This is a genomic window from Hydrogenophaga borbori, from assembly GCF_003417535.1.
GTDB classification, from domain to species: Bacteria; Pseudomonadota; Gammaproteobacteria; order Burkholderiales; family Burkholderiaceae_C; genus Hydrogenophaga; species Hydrogenophaga borbori.
Genome location: NZ_QVLS01000003.1, coordinates 355,859 through 373,276, shown reverse-complemented (window position 1 = coordinate 373,276; position 17,418 = coordinate 355,859). Strand labels below are relative to the sequence as shown.

At 68.8% G+C, this 17,418-nt stretch carries 17 protein-coding genes; 14 read left to right on the top strand and 3 right to left on the bottom strand.

Annotation, left to right across the window (positions count from 1 at the left end; genetic code table 11):
* Positions 1-11: 11 nt before the first annotated feature.
* The 3 genes from ugpE to ugpB form a co-directional block, all read right to left on the bottom strand.
* Entirely contained in the window at positions 12-866 is an 855-nt protein-coding gene (ugpE, locus tag DY262_RS07515; RefSeq protein ID WP_116958530.1) for a sn-glycerol-3-phosphate ABC transporter permease UgpE, read from the bottom strand.
* A gap of 4 nt (positions 867-870) precedes the next feature.
* On the bottom strand, positions 871-1,752 hold the full coding sequence (ugpA, locus tag DY262_RS07510) for a sn-glycerol-3-phosphate ABC transporter permease UgpA (RefSeq protein WP_116958319.1): 882 nt from the start codon (positions 1,750-1,752) through the stop codon (positions 871-873).
* 105 nt (positions 1,753-1,857) lie between these two features.
* Positions 1,858-3,177 (bottom strand): sn-glycerol-3-phosphate ABC transporter substrate-binding protein UgpB, encoded by a 1,320-nt coding sequence (ugpB, locus tag DY262_RS07505; protein ID WP_116958318.1) that lies wholly within the window; start codon positions 3,175-3,177, stop codon positions 1,858-1,860.
* Between the two features lie 177 nt (positions 3,178-3,354).
* Here ugpB and DY262_RS07500 point away from each other — a divergent pair, with 177 nt between their 5' ends.
* The 14 genes from DY262_RS07500 (at position 3,355) to DY262_RS07435 (ending at position 17,412) form a co-directional block, all read left to right on the top strand.
* Positions 3,355-7,224, top strand: a complete 3,870-nt coding sequence (locus DY262_RS07500; protein ID WP_116958529.1) for a DUF3683 domain-containing protein — start codon at positions 3,355-3,357, stop codon at positions 7,222-7,224.
* 130 nt (positions 7,225-7,354) lie between these two features.
* Positions 7,355-7,780: a gamma-butyrobetaine hydroxylase family protein gene (locus DY262_RS07495; protein WP_116958317.1), complete on the top strand. Its 426-nt coding sequence runs from the start codon at positions 7,355-7,357 to the stop codon at positions 7,778-7,780.
* Between the two features lie 11 nt (positions 7,781-7,791).
* Positions 7,792-8,523 (top strand): bifunctional demethylmenaquinone methyltransferase/2-methoxy-6-polyprenyl-1,4-benzoquinol methylase UbiE, encoded by a 732-nt coding sequence (gene ubiE / locus DY262_RS07490; protein ID WP_116958316.1) that lies wholly within the window; start codon positions 7,792-7,794, stop codon positions 8,521-8,523.
* Between the two features lie 55 nt (positions 8,524-8,578).
* Complete coding sequence (locus tag DY262_RS07485; RefSeq protein WP_116958315.1) at positions 8,579-9,598, top strand: Tim44 domain-containing protein; 1,020 nt, start codon at positions 8,579-8,581, stop codon at positions 9,596-9,598.
* Positions 9,599-9,648: 50 nt separating this feature from the next.
* Entirely contained in the window at positions 9,649-10,245 is a 597-nt protein-coding gene (locus DY262_RS07480) for a ubiquinone biosynthesis accessory factor UbiJ (protein WP_245980867.1), read from the top strand.
* A gap of 58 nt (positions 10,246-10,303) precedes the next feature.
* Positions 10,304-11,869, top strand: coding sequence for a ubiquinone biosynthesis regulatory protein kinase UbiB (gene ubiB, locus DY262_RS07475; RefSeq protein ID WP_116958313.1), 1,566 nt, complete (start codon positions 10,304-10,306; stop codon positions 11,867-11,869).
* A gap of 230 nt (positions 11,870-12,099) precedes the next feature.
* Positions 12,100-12,450, top strand: a complete 351-nt coding sequence (locus tag DY262_RS07470) for an FmdB family zinc ribbon protein (protein WP_116958312.1) — start codon at positions 12,100-12,102, stop codon at positions 12,448-12,450.
* 10 nt (positions 12,451-12,460) lie between these two features.
* The gene (locus DY262_RS07465; protein WP_116958311.1) at positions 12,461-13,135 is read left to right on the top strand and encodes a DUF502 domain-containing protein; all 675 of its coding nucleotides are present in this window, start codon (positions 12,461-12,463) and stop codon (positions 13,133-13,135) included.
* Positions 13,136-13,148: 13 nt separating this feature from the next.
* Positions 13,149-14,951 (top strand): aspartate--tRNA ligase, encoded by a 1,803-nt coding sequence (aspS, locus tag DY262_RS07460; RefSeq protein ID WP_116958310.1) that lies wholly within the window; start codon positions 13,149-13,151, stop codon positions 14,949-14,951.
* Positions 14,952-15,080: 129 nt separating this feature from the next.
* Positions 15,081-15,395 carry an ElaB/YgaM/YqjD family protein gene (locus tag DY262_RS07455; protein ID WP_070399087.1) on the top strand — a complete coding sequence of 105 codons (315 nt, stop codon included), beginning with the start codon at positions 15,081-15,083 and terminating at the stop codon, positions 15,393-15,395.
* A gap of 8 nt (positions 15,396-15,403) precedes the next feature.
* On the top strand, positions 15,404-15,778 hold the full coding sequence (locus DY262_RS07450) for a phage holin family protein (protein ID WP_116958309.1): 375 nt from the start codon (positions 15,404-15,406) through the stop codon (positions 15,776-15,778).
* 58 nt (positions 15,779-15,836) lie between these two features.
* Positions 15,837-16,142: a hypothetical protein gene (locus DY262_RS07445; protein ID WP_116958308.1), complete on the top strand. Its 306-nt coding sequence runs from the start codon at positions 15,837-15,839 to the stop codon at positions 16,140-16,142.
* Positions 16,132-16,611, top strand: a complete 480-nt coding sequence (gene nudB / locus DY262_RS07440; protein ID WP_116958307.1) for a dihydroneopterin triphosphate diphosphatase — start codon at positions 16,132-16,134, stop codon at positions 16,609-16,611. The genes DY262_RS07445 and nudB overlap by 11 nt, the downstream gene beginning before the upstream one ends.
* Before the next feature lie 60 nt (positions 16,612-16,671).
* A complete protein-coding gene (locus tag DY262_RS07435; protein ID WP_116958306.1) occupies positions 16,672-17,412 on the top strand; it encodes an endonuclease/exonuclease/phosphatase family protein in 741 nt (246 codons plus the stop codon).
* The last annotated feature ends 6 nt before the right edge of the window (positions 17,413-17,418 follow it).

Below are 17,418 nucleotides of genomic sequence, written 5' to 3'. Positions count from 1 at the left end.
GGAGCGTCTCTTTATTTCTCGGTGTCGACCAGGCCCTTGACGAACCATTTCTGCATGAGCATGACCACGATGGCCGGTGGCAGCATGGCCAGGATCGCCGTGGCCATGACCACGTTCCACTCCACGTAGACCTCGCCGAAGATGGCGCGCTTGATGCCCAGCACCACGGGGTACATGTCCTCGCTGGTGGTCACCAGCAGCGGCCAGAGGTACTGGTTCCAGCCGTAGATGAACTGGATGACGAACAGCGCCGCGATGCTGGTGCGCGACAGGGGCAGCAGCACGTCCCAGAAGAAGCGCATGGGCCCGGCGCCGTCCATGCGCGCGGCCTCCACCAGCTCGTCGGGCACGGTGAGGAAGAACTGGCGGAACAGGAAGGTGGCGGTGGCCGAGGCGATCAGCGGCACCGTGAGGCCGGCGTAGCTGTTGAGCATGCCCAGGTCCGACACCACCTCGTAGGTGGGGCCGATGCGCACCTCCACCGGCAGCATCAGGGTGACGAAGATCATCCAGAACACCAGGCCGCGCGCCGGAAAGCGGAAGTAGACGATGGCGAAAGCCGAGAGCAGCGAGATCGCGATCTTGCCGATGGCGATCACCATGGCGCAGACGAAGCTGACCCACAGCATGGGCGCCACCGGCGCGATGGTGGAGCCGCTGTAGGTCTTGCCGCCGAACAGCGCGAGCCGGTAGGTTTCCAGGAAGTGCGTGCCGGGCACCAGCGACAGCGGGTTGCTGCTGGCGATCTGCTCGGCCGTCTGGGTGGAGCCGACGAAGGTGATGTAGACCGGAAAGGCCACCACCAGCACGCCGATCAGCAGGATCAGGTGCGAAACGAAGGTGAGGACGGGGCGTCGTTCGATCATCATGTCAGTACTGGACTTTCTTCTCGACGAAGCGGAACTGCAGCACCGTCAGCGCGATGACGATGCCCATGAGGATGACCGACTGCGCCGCCGAGCCCCCCATGTCCAGGGCCTTGAAGCCGTCGTAGTAAACCTTGTAGACCAGGATCGCCGTGTCCTTGCCCGGGCCGCCGTGCGTGGTGGCGTCCACGATGGCGAATGTGTCGAAGAAGGCGTAGACGACGTTGATCACCAACAGGAAGAAGGTGGTGGGCGACAGCAGCGGGAAGACGATGGTCCAGAAGCGCCGCCAGGGCGAGGCACCGTCGATGGTGGCGGCCTCGATCAGCGACTGCGGGATGGACTGCAGGCCCGCCAGGAAGAACAGGAAGTTGTAGGAGATCTGCTTCCACACGGCGGCCATCACGATCAGGGCCAGGGCGTGGTCGGCGTTCAGCAGGTGGTTCCAGTCCAGCCCCAGCCAGCGCAGGGCGTGGGCCACCACCCCGTAGGGCGAGGCGAACATGAACAGCCACAGCACGCCGGCCACCACCGGCGCCACGGCGTAGGGCCAGATCAGCAGGGTCTTGTAGACCGAGGCGCCGCGCAGCACGCGGTTGGCCATCACGGCCAGCAGCAGGGCGATCACCAGGCCGAAGCCGGCCACCATCGCCGAGAACAGGGCGGTGACCTTGAAGGAGGCCAGGTAGCCCGGGTCGTCGAACAGGCGCTGGAAGTTGGCCAGGCCCACGTACTCGGTGGAGATGCCGAAGGCGTCCTGCTGCAGCACGCTCTGGTAGAGCGCCTGGGCGGCGGGCCAGAAGAAGAACACCAGCACCACCGCCATTTGCGGGGCCACCAGCAGCCAGGGCAACCAGGCGGATCGGAACCGGACGCGTTTTTCCATGGGGGTTTCGCGGGCTAGGGGAGGGGCGACGCTACAACAAAAACCGCCCCGCCCGGGTCGCGCCGGTGCGGGGCGGGCAGGGCGCCTGGGGCGCCCGGCGGGCCATCACTTGCCCTTGTTGGCGGCCTCGAAGCGGATCAGCAGCTCGTTGCCGCGCTTGACGGCGTCGTCCAGGGCCTGCTTGGGTGCCTTGCGGCCGGCCCAGACCTGCTCGAGTTCCTCGTCATTGATGGTGCGGATCTGCACGAAGTTGCCCAGGCGGATGCCGCGCGACTTGTCGGTGGTCTTGCGGATCATCTGCTCCACCGACACGTCGGTGCCCGGGTTCTGCTTGTAGAAGCCCGACTTCTCGGTGAGCTCATAGGCCGCCTTGGTCACCGGCAGGTAGCCGGTGCGCTGGTGGCTCTTGGCGGCTTCCTCGGGCTTGGACAGGAAGGCGAAGAACTGGGCCACGCCCTTGTACTCGGCCTCCTTCTTGCCCGACATCACCCACAGGCTGGCGCCGCCGATGACGGTGTTCTGGGGCGCGCCGGCCACGTCGGGGTAGTAGGGCAGGGTGCTGATGCCGCCGGTGAACTTGGCGTTGCGCTTGACGTTGCCGTACAGCGCCGAGGAGCCGGTCACCATGGCGCACTCGCCCGAGACGAAGGTGGCGTCGGCGGCGTTGCCGCGGCCCTTGTAGACGAACAGGCCGGTCTTGGCCATGTTGGCCAGGTTTTCGATGTGGCGCACGTGCAGCGGGCTGTTGAAGCTTAGGCGGGTGTTGAGGCCGCGCATGCCGTTGCCCAGGGTGGCGAACTCGGTGTTGTGCCAGGCCGAGAAGCTCTCCAGCTGGGTCCAGCTCACCCAACTGGTGGTGAAGGGGCATTTGTGGCCCGAGGCCTTGAGCTTGCCGGCCGCCAGGGCCACCTCGGGCCAGGTCTTGGGCGGCTTGTCCGGGTCCAGGCCGGCGGCCTTGAAGGCGTCCTTGTTGTAGTGGAAGACGGTGGTCGAGCTGTTGAAGGGGAAACTCAGCATCTGGCCATTGGGCGCGGTGTAGTAGCCGGCCACGGCGGGCACGTAGGCGTTCGGGTCGAAGGTCACGCCGGCCTTCTTCATCACCTCGCCCACGGGCACGATGGCCTGGCGGCTGGCCATCATGGTGGCGGTGCCGACCTCGAAGACCTGCAGGATGTGCGGGGCATTGCCGGCCCGGAAGGCCGCGATGGCGGCGGTCATGGACTCGTCGTAGCTGCCCTTGAAGGTGGGCACGATCTTGTACTGGGTCTGGCTGGCGTTGAAGTCCTTGGCCAGGTCGTTGACCCATTCGCCCAGGGCGCCGCCCATGGAATGCCACCACTGGATCTCGGTCTGGGCGTGGGCGGGGCCGGCAAGGGTGGCGGCCAGGGCGACGGCACCGGCCAGGGGCAGGAATCGGTTTTTCATGAAGGCTCCTCGGGTAGGGGATGCTGCGGAAGCCGCAGGCTATCGGTCTGGTGTGACGGATCGATTGCACAGGTGTTGCCCGCGTATGACAACGGGGGGTTTCCATAAGGAAGGGATGGGATGTTGCGCTGCGATACCATCCCCGCCTCGGTGCCCTATGACGGTGCCGGGTGCCCCATGAACGCTCCCACTCCGCTCACGTTGCTCGCCACCGCCACGGACGATACCCCCCGCTTGCGGGAGATCCCTTACAACTACACGTCCTTCTCGGATCGCGAGATCGTGATCCGGCTGCTGGGCGAGCGCTCCTGGTCCCTGCTGGACCAGCTGCGCGGCGAGCGCCACACCGGCCGTTCGGCCCGCATGCTGTACGAGGTGCTGGGCGACATCTGGGTCGTGCAGCGCAACCCTTACCTGCAGGACGACCTGCTGTCCAGCGCCAAGCGCCGCGGCCAGCTGGTCGACGCCCTGAACCACCGCCTGGCCGAGGTGCAGAAGCGCCGCACGCCCCAGGACGACCCGGCCCGCGACGCCCTGGTGGGCGAGCTGCTGGTGGCCGCCCGCGCCGCCGTCGAGGCCTTCGCCCGCTCTTTCGACGAGGTCGCGGCCCTGCGCCAGCGCGCCCAGAAGGCCCTGGGCCGGCTCACGGCCAGGGACAACATCAAGTTCGACGGCCTGTCGCGCGTCTCGCACGTCACCGACGCCACCGACTGGCGCGTGGAATACCCCTTCGTGGTGCTCACCCCCGACACCGAGACCGAAATGGCCGGCCTGGTGCAGGGCTGCATCGAGCTGGGCCTGACCATCATCCCGCGCGGGGGCGGCACCGGCTACACCGGCGGCGCCATCCCGCTGACCTGGAAGAGCGCGGTCATCAACACCGAGAAGCTCGAGGCCATGACCGAGGTGGAATGGGTCAAGGTGCCCGGGCACGACGAGCCGCTGCCCACCATCTGGACCGAGGCCGGCGTGGTCACGCAGCGCGTGGCCGACGCGGCCGAGCGCGCCGGCCACGTGTTCGCGGTCGACCCCACCAGCGCCGAGGCGTCGTGCATCGGCGGCAACGTGGCCATGAACGCGGGCGGCAAGAAGGCCGTGCTGTGGGGCACGGCGCTGGACAACCTGGTCAGCTGGCGCATGGTCACGCCCCAGGCCGAGTGGCTGGAGGTGATCCGCCTGGACCACAACCGCGGCAAGATCCACGACGCCGAGGTCGCCACTTTCGAGTTGCGCTACTTCGCGCCCGACGGCAAGACCCCGCGCCGCACCGAAACCCTGGCCATCCCGGGCAAGACCTTCCGCAAGGAAGGCCTGGGCAAGGACGTCACCGACAAGTTCCTCTCGGGCCTGCCCGGCATCCAGAAAGAGGGCTGCGACGGCCTGATCACCAGCGCGCGCTGGATCGTGCACCGCATGCCCGAGCACACCCGCACCGTGTGCCTGGAGTTCTTCGGCAACCCCAAGGACGCCGTGCCCAGCATCGTCGAGATCAAGGACTTCATGTTCGCCGAGCAAAAGCGCTCGGGCGTGGTCCTGGCCGGCCTGGAGCACCTGGACGACCGCTACCTGAAGGCGGTCGGCTACGCCACCAAGAGCAAGAAAGGCAATGGCGGCCTGCCCAAGATGGTGCTGATCGGCGACATCGTGGGCGACGACCCGGACGCGGTGGCGCGTGCCACCAGCGAGGTCATTCGCATCGCCAACACGCGCCACGGCGAGGGTTTCACCGCCATCAGCCCCGAGGCGCGCAAGAAATTCTGGCTCGACCGCAAGCGCACGGCCGCCATCAGCAAGCACACCAACGCCTTCAAGATCAACGAAGACGTGGTGATCCCGCTGCCGCGCATGGGCGAGTACACCGAGGGCATCGAGCGCATCAACATCGAACTCTCGCTGCGCAACAAGATCCGCCTGGCCGACGAGCTGGAGGCCTTCTTCCAGCGCGGCAGCCTGCCCCTGGGCAAGGGCGACGACGCCAGCGAGATTCCCACCGCCGAACTGATGGAAGACCGCGTGCAGCAGGCCCTGGCCCTGGTGCGCGAGGTGCGCGCCCTCTGGGCCGGCTGGCTGCAGGACGTGGACCGCCTGTTCCCGCAGCTGCAGGACCACAGCCTGCGCGCGAGCTGGAAAACCCAGATCCGCGCGCCGCTGCAGCAGCTGTTCGCCGGTGCCGCCTTCGGCCCCCTGCTGGCCGAGTGCAACGCCATCCACAAGCGCGTGCTCAAGGGCCGCGTCTGGGTGGCCCTGCACATGCACGCGGGCGACGGCAACGTGCACACCAATATCCCGGTGAACAGCGACGACTACGAGATGCTGCAGACCGCGCACGAGGCGGTGGACCGCATCATGGTGCTCGCGCGCGGCCTGGATGGCGTGATCTCGGGTGAGCACGGCATCGGCATCACCAAGCTGGAGTACCTCACCGACGAGGAGCTCAAGCCGTTCGCCGACTACAAGGCCAGGGTGGACCCCGAGGGCCGCTTCAACAAGGGCAAGCTGCTGCGCGGCGCCATGGACGGCGCCCACACCGCCGACCTCTCGCGCGCCTACACGCCCAGCTTCGGTCTCATGGGGCACGAGTCGCTGATCATGCAGCAGAGCGACATCGGCGCCATCGCCGATTCGGTGAAGGACTGCCTGCGCTGCGGCAAGTGCAAGCCGGTCTGCGCCACCCATGTGCCACGCGCCAACCTGCTCTACAGCCCGCGCAACAAGATCCTGGCCACCTCGCTGCTGATCGAGGCCTTCCTGTACGAAGAGCAGACGCGCCGCGGCGTGAGCATCCAGCACTGGCAGGAGTTCGAGGACGTGGCCGACCACTGCACGGTCTGCCACAAGTGCCTCACGCCCTGCCCGGTGAAGATCGACTTCGGCGACGTGACCATGAACATGCGCAACCTCTTGCGCAAGATGGGCCAGAAGAGCTTCCGTCCCGGCAACGCGGCGGCCATGTTCTTCCTCAACGCCACCCAGCCCGAGACCATCAAGCTCATGCGCACGGCCATGGTCGGTGTGGGCTTCAAGGCGCAGCGCCTGGCCAACCAGCTGCTCAAGCGCGTGGCGCGCAGGCAGACCAGCGCGCCGCCGGCCACCCTGGGCCCGGCGCCCATCAAAGAGCAGGTCATCCACTTCATCAACAAGAAGATGCCGGGCGGCCTGCCCAAGAAAACCGCGCGGGCGCTGCTCGATATCGAGGACAAGGACTACGTCCCCATCATCCGCAACCCGCAGGGCACCACGGCCGAGACCGAGGCGGTCTTCTACTTCCCCGGCTGCGGCTCGGAGCGCCTGTTCAGCCAGGTTGGCCTGGCCACCCAGGCCATGCTCTGGCACGCCGGCGTGCAGACCGTGCTGCCGCCCGGCTACCTGTGCTGCGGCTACCCGCAGCGCGGCTCGGGCCAGTTCGACAAGGCCGAGAAGATCATCACCGACAACCGCGTGCTGTTCCACCGCGTGGCCAACACGCTCAACTACCTCGACATCAAGACCGTGGTGGTGAGCTGCGGCACCTGCTACGACCAGCTGCAGGGCTACGAATTCGAGAAGATCTTCCCGGGCTGCCGCATCGTCGACATCCACGAGTACCTGCTGGAGAAAGGCATCCGCCTCGAATCCAAGGGCGCCTACCTGTACCACGACCCCTGCCACAGCCCCATGAAGCTGCAGGAGCCCATGAAGACCGTGAAGGCGCTGGTGGGCGAGCAGGTGCTCAAGAGCGAGCGCTGCTGCGGCGAGTCGGGCACCCTGGGCGTCACGCGCCCCGACGTGTCCACCCAGGTGCGTTTCCGCAAGGAAGAAGAGATTCGCAAGGGCGAGGCGGCGCTGCGCGCCAGTGGTGCCGTCGGCGCCGAGGACAACGTCAAGATCCTCACCAGCTGCCCGAGCTGCCTGCAGGGCCTCACCCGCTACGGCGACGACCTGCAGAATGGCCTGCTGGAGGCCGACTACATCGTCGTCGAGATGGCCCGCCACATCCTGGGCGAGAACTGGCTGCCCGAGTACGTGGCCCGCGCCAACCAGGGCGGCATCGAGCGCGTGTTGGTATGAGCACCCCCCTGCGCCGCTTCGCGTCTTCCCCCCTGAAGGGGGGACCGCGCCCACGGCCCGGCGAAGCCGGTTCCGTGGCGCGCCGGGGTTCGACCCGGGCGCGCGCTGGCTATTGATTTCTGGAGACGATATGGCCGGCCTGGACCGCAACACCCCCACCCCGCAGGACATCACCGTGCACGGCGCCTCGCGCGTGCTCGAGGTCGCCTTCTCCGACGGGCAGACCTTCCGCATCCCCTTCGAGCTGATGCGCGTTTACTCGCCCTCGGCCGAGGTGCAAGGGCACGGCAAGGGCCAGGAGGTGCTGCAGACCGGCAAGCGCGCGGTGCGCCTCGTCTCGCTGGCGCCAATCGGCAACTACGCCGTGCAGCCCAGCTTCGACGACGGCCACGATTCCGGCATCTTCACCTGGGATTACCTGTACTTCCTGGGCTCGCAGCAGGCCCAGCTCTGGGCCGACTACGAGGCCCGGCTGCAGGCCGCGGGCGTGGGCCGCGACGACCCCATGCCGCTCAAGGGCGGCTCTGGCGGCGGCCACGGCTGCGGCCACCACTGAGGGCCGGCGCCATGGCACAGACCCATTTCGGCTTCCAGTCCGTCGACGAGGGCGACAAGGCGCGGCGCGTGCGCGGCGTGTTCGACTCCGTCGCCTCGCGCTACGACGTCATGAACGACCTGATGTCGGGCGGGCTGCACCGGCTCTGGAAGCGCTACGCCGTCACCGTGGCCAACGCCCGGCCCGGCCAGCAGGTGCTCGACATCGCGGGTGGCACCGGCGACCTCTCCCTGGCCTTCGCGCGCCAGGTCGGCCCCACGGGCCGCGTGGTGCACACCGACATCAACGAGGCCATGCTGCGCGAGGGCCGCACCCGGCTGCTGGACGCCGGCGTGGTGCTGCCCACCATGGTCTGCGACGCCGAGAAGCTGCCCTTTGCCGACGCCAGCTTCGACATCGTCTCGGTGGCCTTCGGCCTGCGCAACATGACGCACAAGGAACTTGCGCTGGCCGAAATGCATCGGACGCTCAAGCCCGGCGGCCGGTTGCTCGTTCTGGAGTTTTCCCGGGTGGCCCAACCGCTGGAGAAGGCCTACGACTGGTATTCGTTCAATGTGCTGCCGAAGCTGGGTCAGCTGGTCGCGGGGGACGCCGAGAGCTACCGCTACCTGGCCGAGTCCATCCGCATGCACCCGGACCAGGAGAGCCTGCGGCAGATGATGAAGGGGGTCGGCTTCGGACACGTCGACGTGCACAACCTCACCGGGGGTGTCGTCGCCTTGCACCTGGGCATCAAGTGTTGATCGGGCGCTCTCTCGGCCCCCGGCGTCGGAATCGTTGCAATCGGAGACACATGGCATGAAGAAACACAAACTCTGGTCCTTTCTGCTGGCCTGCGCCCTGGCCGTCGGTTCCGCCGACGTGATGGCCAAGCGCCTGGGCGGCGGCGGGTCCTTCGGCAAACAGTCCGGCAACGTGACGCAGCGCAGCACCGCGCCAACCCCGCCCAATCAGGCGCCCGCCCAGCAGGCCACGCCGGCGCCCACGCAGAACGCCGCTGCCCAGCGCCCGGCCAACGCCGCCCCGGCCGCCGCGCCCAAGCGCCCCTGGGGGGCCATGCTGGGTGGCCTCGCGGCCGGCCTGGGTCTGGCCTGGCTGGCCTCGGCCCTGGGTTTTGGCGAGGCCTTCGCGCAGTTCCTGTTGTTCGCCCTGCTGGCCGTGGTGGTGCTGGCCGTCGTCGGCATGGTGATGCGCCGCAAGGCGCCGGCCCAGGCCGCCGGCCGCAGCGATGGCCTGGCGTACCAAGGCGCGGCCGGTGCCACGGCGCGCGCGCCGCTCGACCTCGAGCCGGCCACGCCGGCCAGTTACAGCCCCAAGAACGTTGGCAACGACGCCTCGGCCCGCCCCTGGGAGCGCAGCGCGCCCGCCTCGCTCGACAGCGGCCACGGCTCCATGATCGGCTCGGCCCTGCAGGGCCGCCAGACCTGGGGCATCCCTGCCGGGTTCGATACGGAGGGCTTCCTCAAGGCCTCCAAGGCCAACTTCGTGAACCTGCAGGCCGCCTGGGACAAGTCCGACATCCCCAGCCTGCGCGCCATGATGACCGATGAGATGCTCGAGCAGATCAAGGGCCAGCTGGCCGAGCGCGAGCGCAGCGGTCCCGGCGCGGCCCACCACACCGAGGTGGTGATGCTCGAGGCACAGCTGCTGGGCATCGAAGAGCTCGACGGCGAGTACATGGCCAGCGTGGAGTTTTCCGGCCTGATCCGCGAGGAGCCTTCGGCCGGCCCCAACCCCTTCCGCGAGGTCTGGAACATCACCCGGCCCAAGAGCGGTCCGGGCGGCTGGCTGGTGGCCGGCGTGCAGGCCCTGCAGTAAGCCGACGCGGCGCCGGCGCGGCGCCCGTTATCCGTCAGAATCGGGTGGTCATGGCCCATGTACCACCCGATTCCGTTTCTGGTGCCGGCCCGGCCGGCCCGCAAGGCCCGGCCGGCGCGCCGACCGATCCGTTGCGCTCCATCCTGCAGGCCCTGCGCCCACCCGGCTGGGTGATCGACGAGCTGCAGAACAAGCTGGTGCTCTTCCTCAACCACGTGCTGCAGCAGGAGCCGGCGGCCACCGAGCGGCTGCGCCGCCAGGCCGGCAAGCCGCTGCGCGTGCAGTGGGGCGATTTCCATTTCTGTGTGGCGCCCACGCGCGCCGGCCTGCTGGAGCGTGTCGACCCCGTGCAGCACCCGCCCGAACTCACCGTGAGCCTCACCCAGACCTCGCCCGCCGAGTTGGCGCGGCGCATGCTGGCCGGCGAGAAGCCGGCCGTGGACATTCAGGGCGACGTGCAGTTCGCTGCCGAAGTGGCCTGGCTGGTGGACAACGTGCGCTGGGACGTGGAGGAAGACCTCTCGCGCCTGATGGGCGACGCGGCGGCGCACACCCTGGTGGGCTTCGCGCGCCAGGCCGCGCAGGCGCTCAAGGGCTTCGTCGCCCGCATGCCCCGCCCGCCGAGCGCCGGCGGGGGCGCCGCATGATCGCGGCCCGACCGGCCGGGGGCGACCGCACCGCCTGGCACCGCGCGGAGGCGTTCGAGTGACCCGGTTCCTGCGCGGCGGCTTCATCGTCTGGGTGGTGCTGCGGTACGGGCTCGACGAGCTCGTGCTCTCCAGCTTCGATCACCCGTGGATCCGCCGGCTCACCCGCGTCGTCTCCACCGGCCGGCGCCTGGACAGCCCGCGCGGTCAGCGCCTGCGCGAGGCGCTCGAGCGCCTGGGCCCGATCTTCGTGAAGTTCGGCCAGGTGCTGTCCACCCGGCGCGACCTGCTGCCGCCCGACATCGCCGACGAACTTGCCCGCCTGCAGGACCGCGTGCCGCCGTTCCCCAGCGAGATCGCCATCGCCACCATCGAACGCGCCTTCGGCCGCCCGCTCGACGAGGTGTTCAGCCACTTCGAGCGCGAGCCCGTGGCCAGCGCCTCCATCGCCCAGGTGCATTTCGCCACCCTGCGCGGCGGCCGCCAGGCCGGGCGCGAGGTCGCCGTCAAGGTGCTGCGACCCAACATGCTGCCGGTGATCGAGAAGGACCTGGCCCTCATGCGCCTGATGGCCGGCTGGCTGGAGCGCCTGTCGGCCGATGGCCGGCGCCTCAAGCCACGCGAGGTGGTCGCCGAGTTCGACAAGTACCTGCACGACGAGCTGGACCTGCTGCGCGAGGCCTCCAACGCCGCCCAGCTGCGCCGCAACATGGCCGGGCTGGACCTGGTGCTCATCCCCGAGATGGTCTGGGACTGGTGCCGCAACGACGTGATGGTGATGGAGCGCATGAGTGGCGTGCCCATCAACCGCGTCGACGAGTTGCGCCGCCTGGGCGTGGACATCCCGCGCCTGGCGCGCGACGGCGTGACCATCTTCTTCACCCAGGTGTTCCGCGACGGTTTCTTCCACGCCGACATGCACCCGGGCAACATCCAGGTGAGCGTGGCGCCGGCCAGCTTCGGCCGCTACATCTCGCTCGATTTCGGCATCGTCGGCACCCTGACCGAGCACGACAAGGAATACCTGGCGCAGAACTTCACGGCCTTCTTCCGGCGCGACTACCGGCGCGTGGCCGAACTGCACATCGAATCGGGCTGGGTGCCGCCGGAGACCCGGGTCGACGAACTGGAATCCGCGATCCGCGCGGTCTGCGAGCCCTATTTCGATCGCCCGCTGAAGGAAATCTCGCTGGGCATGGTGCTGATGCGACTCTTCCAGACCTCGCGGCGCTTCCAGGTCGAGATCCAGCCCCAGCTCGTGCTGCTGCAGAAGACCCTGCTCAACATCGAAGGCCTGGGCCGCGAGCTCGACCCCGAGCTGGACCTGTGGGCCACCGCCAAGCCTTTCCTGGAAAAGTGGATGCTGGAGCAGTTGGGGCCGCAGAAGCTGCTGGCCCAGCTCAAGGCCGAGGCGCCCCAGTACGCCAAGCTGCTGCCCGCGCTGCCCCGACTGATGCACGACTACCTCAAGCACCGGCCGAACGAGCTGCGCAAGGAGCTCGACGTGCTGCTGGCCGAGCAGCGGCGCACCAACCGGCTGCTGCAGGGCATCGTCTACGGTGGCATCGGTTTTGCACTGGGGCTGGTGCTGACCCAGCTGCTGCTGCGCGTGCGCCTGTGGTGAGCCGGCCGGGCCGGGCCAGGGAATACCCCCGGAATTTATAATCGCCGGCTTTGTCCGCCGTTTCCGGGCGGGCGCGTCCTTTTCCTATCCATTCCCCGCCGCGCTTGGCGCGACCCGCGACGCATGAAGCGGTCGAACCGAGAAACACCGCGGAACTGGCTGTGCCAGGCCGCGGGTGTAGCCCCCTCGAGGGGGTCGCGCGCAGCGTGGCGGGGGTGATTCGAGTACTTATGCCCATCTACGCCTACAAGTGCGAGTCCTGTGGCCACGCCAAGGACGTGCTCCAGAAGATCTCCGACGCTCCGCTGAGCGTGTGCCCCGCCTGCGGGGCCGACGCCTTCCGCAAGCAGCTCACCGCCGCCGGCTTCCAGCTCAAGGGCTCGGGCTGGTACGTGACCGATTTCCGCGGCGGCAACGGCAGCGGCGCCAATTCCGGCGTGGCGGCCGCCCCGAGCGAGGGCAAGCCCGCCGATGGCGCGGCCAGCGCCGCACCGGCCGCGGGCGCCAAGACCGAGTCGTCGGCCGCGCCGGCCCCGGCTCCTGCCCCCGCGCCGGCCACGCCGTCCACCCCCAGCACCTGATCGGGTCCGCATGACCGCCCTGCGCAAGTGGCTGTTCTCGGGCCTGCTGGTCCTGGTGCCGCTCATCGTCACCCTGTGGGTGCTCGATTGGGTGGTCGGCACCCTGGACCAGACCCTGAACATCCTGCCCACGTCCTGGCGCCCCGACGCCTGGCTGGGCGTGCACGTGCCCGGGCTGGGCGTGCTGTTCGCGCTGGTGATCGTGCTGTCCATCGGCGCGCTGGCCTCCAACATCATCGGCAACAAGCTGGTGCACTGGTGGCACGCGCTGCTGCACCGCATTCCGGTGGTGCGCTCCATCTATTCGGGCGTGAAGCAGGTGTCGGACACGCTGTTCTCCGAGAAAGGCAACGCCTTTCGCAAGGCGCTGCTGGTGCAGTGGCCGCATGAGGGCATGTGGACCATCGCCTTCCTCACCGGCTCGCCCCAGGGCGACCTGCTGGAGCGGCTGCAGGCCCGGCCCGGCAGCGACTCGCCGCAAGACGAGTTCCTCAGCGTCTACGTGCCCACCACGCCCAACCCCACGGGCGGCTACTTCGTGCTGCTGCGCGCGCGGGACTGCGTCGAGCTCGCCATGAGCGTGGACGAGGCCCTCACCTACATCGTGTCCATGGGCGTCATCGTGCCCGGCGGCCCCCGCAACCCCAAGATCCCGCTCGCGGCCGAGGCCGAGACGCAACCCTGAGAAAGAAGACCCCATGTCCATGCGAAGCCACTACTGCGGTCTGGTGACCGAAGCCCTGATGGGCCAAACCGTCACGCTGTCGGGCTGGGTGAACCGCCGGCGCGACCACGGTGGCGTCATCTTCATCGACCTGCGCGACCGCGAAGGCACGGTGCAGGTGGTCTGCGACCCCGACCGCCCCGAGATGTTCAAGACGGCCGAGGAGGTGCGCAACGAGTTCTGCGTGCAGGTGGTCGGCCTGGTGCGCGCGCGCCCCGAGGGCACCACCAACGACACCATCAAGAGCGGCAAGATCGAGGTGCTGTGCCACGAGCTCAAGGTGCTCAACCCCTCGGTCACGCCGCCCTTCCAGCTCGACGACGACAACCTGTCCGAGACCACGCGCCTGACGCACCGCGTGCTCGACCTGCGCCGCCCCTACATGCAGCGCAACCTGATGCTGCGCTACCGCGTCGCCATGGAAGTGCGCAAGTTCCTCGACGCCAACGGCTTCATCGACATCGAGACGCCAATGCTCACCAAGAGCACGCCCGAGGGCGCGCGCGACTACCTGGTGCCCAGCCGCGTGCACGACGGCATGTTCTTCGCGCTGCCGCAGTCGCCCCAGCTGTTCAAGCAGCTGCTCATGGTGGCCGGCTTCGACCGCTACTACCAGATCACCAAGTGCTTCCGCGACGAGGACCTGCGCGCCGACCGCCAGCCCGAGTTCACGCAGATCGATATCGAGACCTCCTTCCTGACCGAGCAGGACATCCGCGACATGTTCCAGGGCATGATCAAGACGGTGTTCCAGAACGTGCTCGGCATCGACCTTGGCGAGTTCCCGGTCATGCCCTACGCCGAGGCCATGCACCGCTACGGCTCGGACAAGCCCGACCTGCGCGTGACCATGGAGTTCACCGAACTCACCGACGTCATGGCCGACGTCGACTTCAAGGTGTTCAGCGCGCCCGCGCAGATGAAGAACGGCCGCGTGGTGGCCCTGCGCGTGCCCGGCGGCGGCGAGATGAGCCGCAGCGAGATCGACGCCTACACCGAGTTCGTCAAGATCTACGGCGCCAAGGGCCTGGCCTGGATCAAGGTCAACGACGTGGCAAAGGGCCGCGACGGCCTGCAGAGCCCGATCGTGAAGAACCTGCACGACGCGGCGCTCGAAGCCATCCTGCAGCGCAGCGGCGCGCAGAACGGCGACATCCTGTTCTTCGGTGCCGACAAGGCCAAGGTGGTCAACGACGCCATCGGCAACCTGCGCATCAAGATCGGCCACAGCGAGCTGGGCAAGAAGAACGGGCTGTTCGAGGACCGCTGGGCCCCGATGTGGGTGGTGGACTTCCCCATGTTCGAGCACGACGACGAGGAAGACCGCTGGACCGCGGTGCACCACCCCTTCACCGCACCCAAGGACGGCCACGAGGACTTCATGGTCAGCGACCCGGGCCGCTGCATCGCCAAGGGCTACGACATGGTGCTCAACGGCTGGGAAATCGGCGGCGGTTCGGTCCGTATCCACCGTGCCGATGTGCAGGCCAAGGTCTTCGACGCGCTCAAGATCGGCCCCGAGGAGCAGCGCCTGAAGTTCGGCTTCCTGCTCGACGCGCTGCAGTACGGCGCGCCGCCGCACGGCGGCCTGGCCTTCGGCCTGGACCGCATCGTCACGCTCATGACGGGCGCCGAGTCGATCCGCGACGTGATCGCCTTCCCCAAGACCCAGCGCGCCCAGTGTCTGCTCACGCAGGCGCCCAGCCCGGTGGACGAGAAGCAGCTGCGCGAGCTGCACATCCGCCTGCGTAACCCCGATTCGGTCAAGAACAGCTGAGATCCTTGTAGGACCAGGCCGCAAAAGGCGCCTTCGGGCGCCTTTTTCGTGGGAACCTGCGTATCCTTGGGCGATCGCACTATCGGTTTTTCCGATCGATTGTCCCAACTGCCTGGAAAGGAGCCCGCCATGGCCGACGCCACCACCGAAACCAGCAAGAAAAAACTCGTGCGCGATCTGCAGCGCGTCATCACCGACGCCGAAGAGCTGCTGCAAGCCACCGCCAACGAAACCGAGGGCAAGGTGATCGAGATGCGCGAGCGCATCCGCGAGAACCTGATCGCCGCCCGGCACAAGCTGGGCGACATCGAGGAAACCGTCGCCGCCCGCACCAAGGAAGCCGCCCGCGCCACCGACGAGTACGTGCACGAGCACCCCTGGCAGGCCATCGGCACCGCCGCCGGCGTGGGCCTGCTGATCGGCATGCTCATCGCCCGGCGCTGAGCGCCGCCATGGAGCCGTCCGCTCAACGCCTCTCGGCCTCCGTGCGCGGGCTGGCGGCCACGCTGGTCGAGCTGGCCCAGGTCCGCCTCGAACTGTTCAGCGTCGAGGCCCAGGAGGAGGTGCTGCGCCTCGCCGGGCTGGTGGCCTACGGGGCCATCGCCCTGGTGTGCCTGGCGCTCGGCGTGGGCTTCCTGGCCATCCTGATCACCGTGGCCCTGTGGGATGAACACCGGCTGGCGGCGCTGGCCACCTTCACCGGCCTGTTCCTGTTCGTCGGCCTGCTGGCCATCTGGCAGGCGCGTGCGCGCTTGTTGCGTGGCTCGCGGCTGTTCTCGGCCAGCATCGACGAGCTGCGCCAGGACCGCGAGGCATTGGACCCATGAGAGCCGCTCGACCGCCCGCAGGGGCTTGCACCGCGGCCTCTGGCGCGCAGGCGATCCCATGAGCCTTCCGCGCGCCGAACAGCTCAGGCAGCGCCATCTGGCGCTGCGCCGGCGTTCGCGCACGCTGCGCGTGCGCGCCGGGATGCAGGCCGAGTCCCTGCATCCCCTGTTCGGTTGGGCCGACCGGGTGCAGGACGCCTGGCGGTGGCTGCGCGGCTGGCCGCCCCAGCTGACCCTGCCCCTGGCCGCCGTGGCCGGGCTGTGGCTGGCGCGCCGCCCCAGCCGGCTGGTCTCGCTGCCGCTGCGCGCGCTGTCCCTGTGGCGTCTGTGGCAGCGCTTCGGCGCGGCCCGCCGTGGGCGCTGATCCGGCGCGGGCCTTCAAGGTCCCGCAGTCGGTGCTGGTGGTCATCCACACCCCGGCTTTCGAGGTGCTGCTGATCGAGCGCGCCGATGCCCCGGGCTTTTGGCAGTCCGTGACCGGGTCCAAGGACCGGCCCGAGGAACCCTTCGAGCTCACCGCCGCGCGCGAGGTGAGGGAGGAGACCGGCCTGGACGCCGCCGCGCCGGGGCACGCCCTGCGCGACTGGGGCCTGGAGAACGTCTACGAGATCTACCCCCAGTGGCGGCACCGCTACGCGCCGGGCGTCACGCACAACACGGAGCGCGTGTTCGGCCTGTGCGTGCCGCGCGCCGCGCCGGTGCGGCTGAGCCCGCGCGAGCACCGCGACCAGGTCTGGCTGCCCTGGCGCGAGGCGGCGCAGCGCTGCTTCTCGCCCTCCAATGCCGAGGCCATCGGCTGGCTGCCGCGCCTGGGTGGGGTACCGAGGCCGTAGCGCCATGCCGTCCGGCCGTGGGGCGGGGGCGCCCGCGCGGGGCCTGTGGCCCGTGCGATCATGCGCGCCATGAGCATGGTGCGCGTAGCGACCTACAACATCCACAAGGGCGTTCAGGGCCTGGGCCCGGCGCGCCGGCTCGAAATCCACAACCTGGTGCACGCGGTCGAGCAGTTCGACGCCGACATCGTCTGCCTGCAGGAGGTGCGCAGCCACCACCGCAAGCTGGAACGCTACTTCACCCGCTGGCCCGAAATGGACCAGGCCGGCTACCTCTCGCCGGAAGGCTACGAGGCCGTCTACCGCAGCAACGCCATCACGCGCCACGGTGAACACGGCAACGCCCTGCTGTCGCGCTGGCCGGTGGTGGGCGTGGGGCATTCCGACGTCTCCGACCACCGCTTCGAGCAGCGCGGCCTGCTGCACGTGCACCTGCTGGTCGATGGCCTGGAGCTGCATGTGGTGGTGGTGCACCTGGGCCTGGTGCACGCCAGCCGCGAACGGCAGGTGCAGCGACTGGGCCAGTTCATCGCCCGCGAGGTCCCCGCCGGCGCGCCGCTGGTGGTGGCGGGCGACTTCAACGACTGGAGCGCGCAGCTGCTCAAGCCCATGGCGGCGCTGGACCTGCACACCTTCGAAGGCATCCGCCTGCCCACCTTCCCGGCGCGGCTGCCGCTGCTGCACCTGGACCGCATCTTCTTCCGTGGTCTGCGCCCGGTCTCGGCCCACGTGCCGCATGGGCGCGCCTGGCGCCGCATGTCCGACCACCTGCCGATCATCGCGGACCTCGAATTCCCGTGAAACGCC

Bases quoted from the DNA above. Each gene is read 5' to 3' on its own strand.
- DY262_RS07455 (WP_070399087.1), top strand. From the start codon at position 15,081: ATGGCCGACGCCACCACCGAAACCAGCAAGAAAAAACTCGTGCGCGAT.
- ugpA (WP_116958319.1), bottom strand. From the start codon at position 1,752: ATGGAAAAACGCGTCCGGTTCCGATCCGCCTGGTTGCCCTGGCTGCTG.
- DY262_RS07450 (WP_116958309.1), top strand. From the start codon at position 15,404: ATGGAGCCGTCCGCTCAACGCCTCTCGGCCTCCGTGCGCGGGCTGGCG.
- aspS (WP_116958310.1), top strand. From the start codon at position 13,149: ATGTCCATGCGAAGCCACTACTGCGGTCTGGTGACCGAAGCCCTGATG.
- DY262_RS07500 (WP_116958529.1), top strand. From the start codon at position 3,355: ATGAACGCTCCCACTCCGCTCACGTTGCTCGCCACCGCCACGGACGAT.
- ugpB (WP_116958318.1), bottom strand. From the start codon at position 3,177: ATGAAAAACCGATTCCTGCCCCTGGCCGGTGCCGTCGCCCTGGCCGCC.
- DY262_RS07435 (WP_116958306.1), top strand. From the start codon at position 16,672: ATGCGCGCCATGAGCATGGTGCGCGTAGCGACCTACAACATCCACAAG.
- ugpE (WP_116958530.1), bottom strand. From the start codon at position 866: ATGATCGAACGACGCCCCGTCCTCACCTTCGTTTCGCACCTGATCCTG.
- DY262_RS07485 (WP_116958315.1), top strand. From the start codon at position 8,579: ATGAAGAAACACAAACTCTGGTCCTTTCTGCTGGCCTGCGCCCTGGCC.
- ubiE (WP_116958316.1), top strand. From the start codon at position 7,792: ATGGCACAGACCCATTTCGGCTTCCAGTCCGTCGACGAGGGCGACAAG.
- DY262_RS07465 (WP_116958311.1), top strand. From the start codon at position 12,461: ATGACCGCCCTGCGCAAGTGGCTGTTCTCGGGCCTGCTGGTCCTGGTG.
- DY262_RS07495 (WP_116958317.1), top strand. From the start codon at position 7,355: ATGGCCGGCCTGGACCGCAACACCCCCACCCCGCAGGACATCACCGTG.
- DY262_RS07470 (WP_116958312.1), top strand. From the start codon at position 12,100: ATGCCCATCTACGCCTACAAGTGCGAGTCCTGTGGCCACGCCAAGGAC.
- DY262_RS07480 (WP_245980867.1), top strand. From the start codon at position 9,649: ATGGCCCATGTACCACCCGATTCCGTTTCTGGTGCCGGCCCGGCCGGC.
- DY262_RS07445 (WP_116958308.1), top strand. From the start codon at position 15,837: ATGAGCCTTCCGCGCGCCGAACAGCTCAGGCAGCGCCATCTGGCGCTG.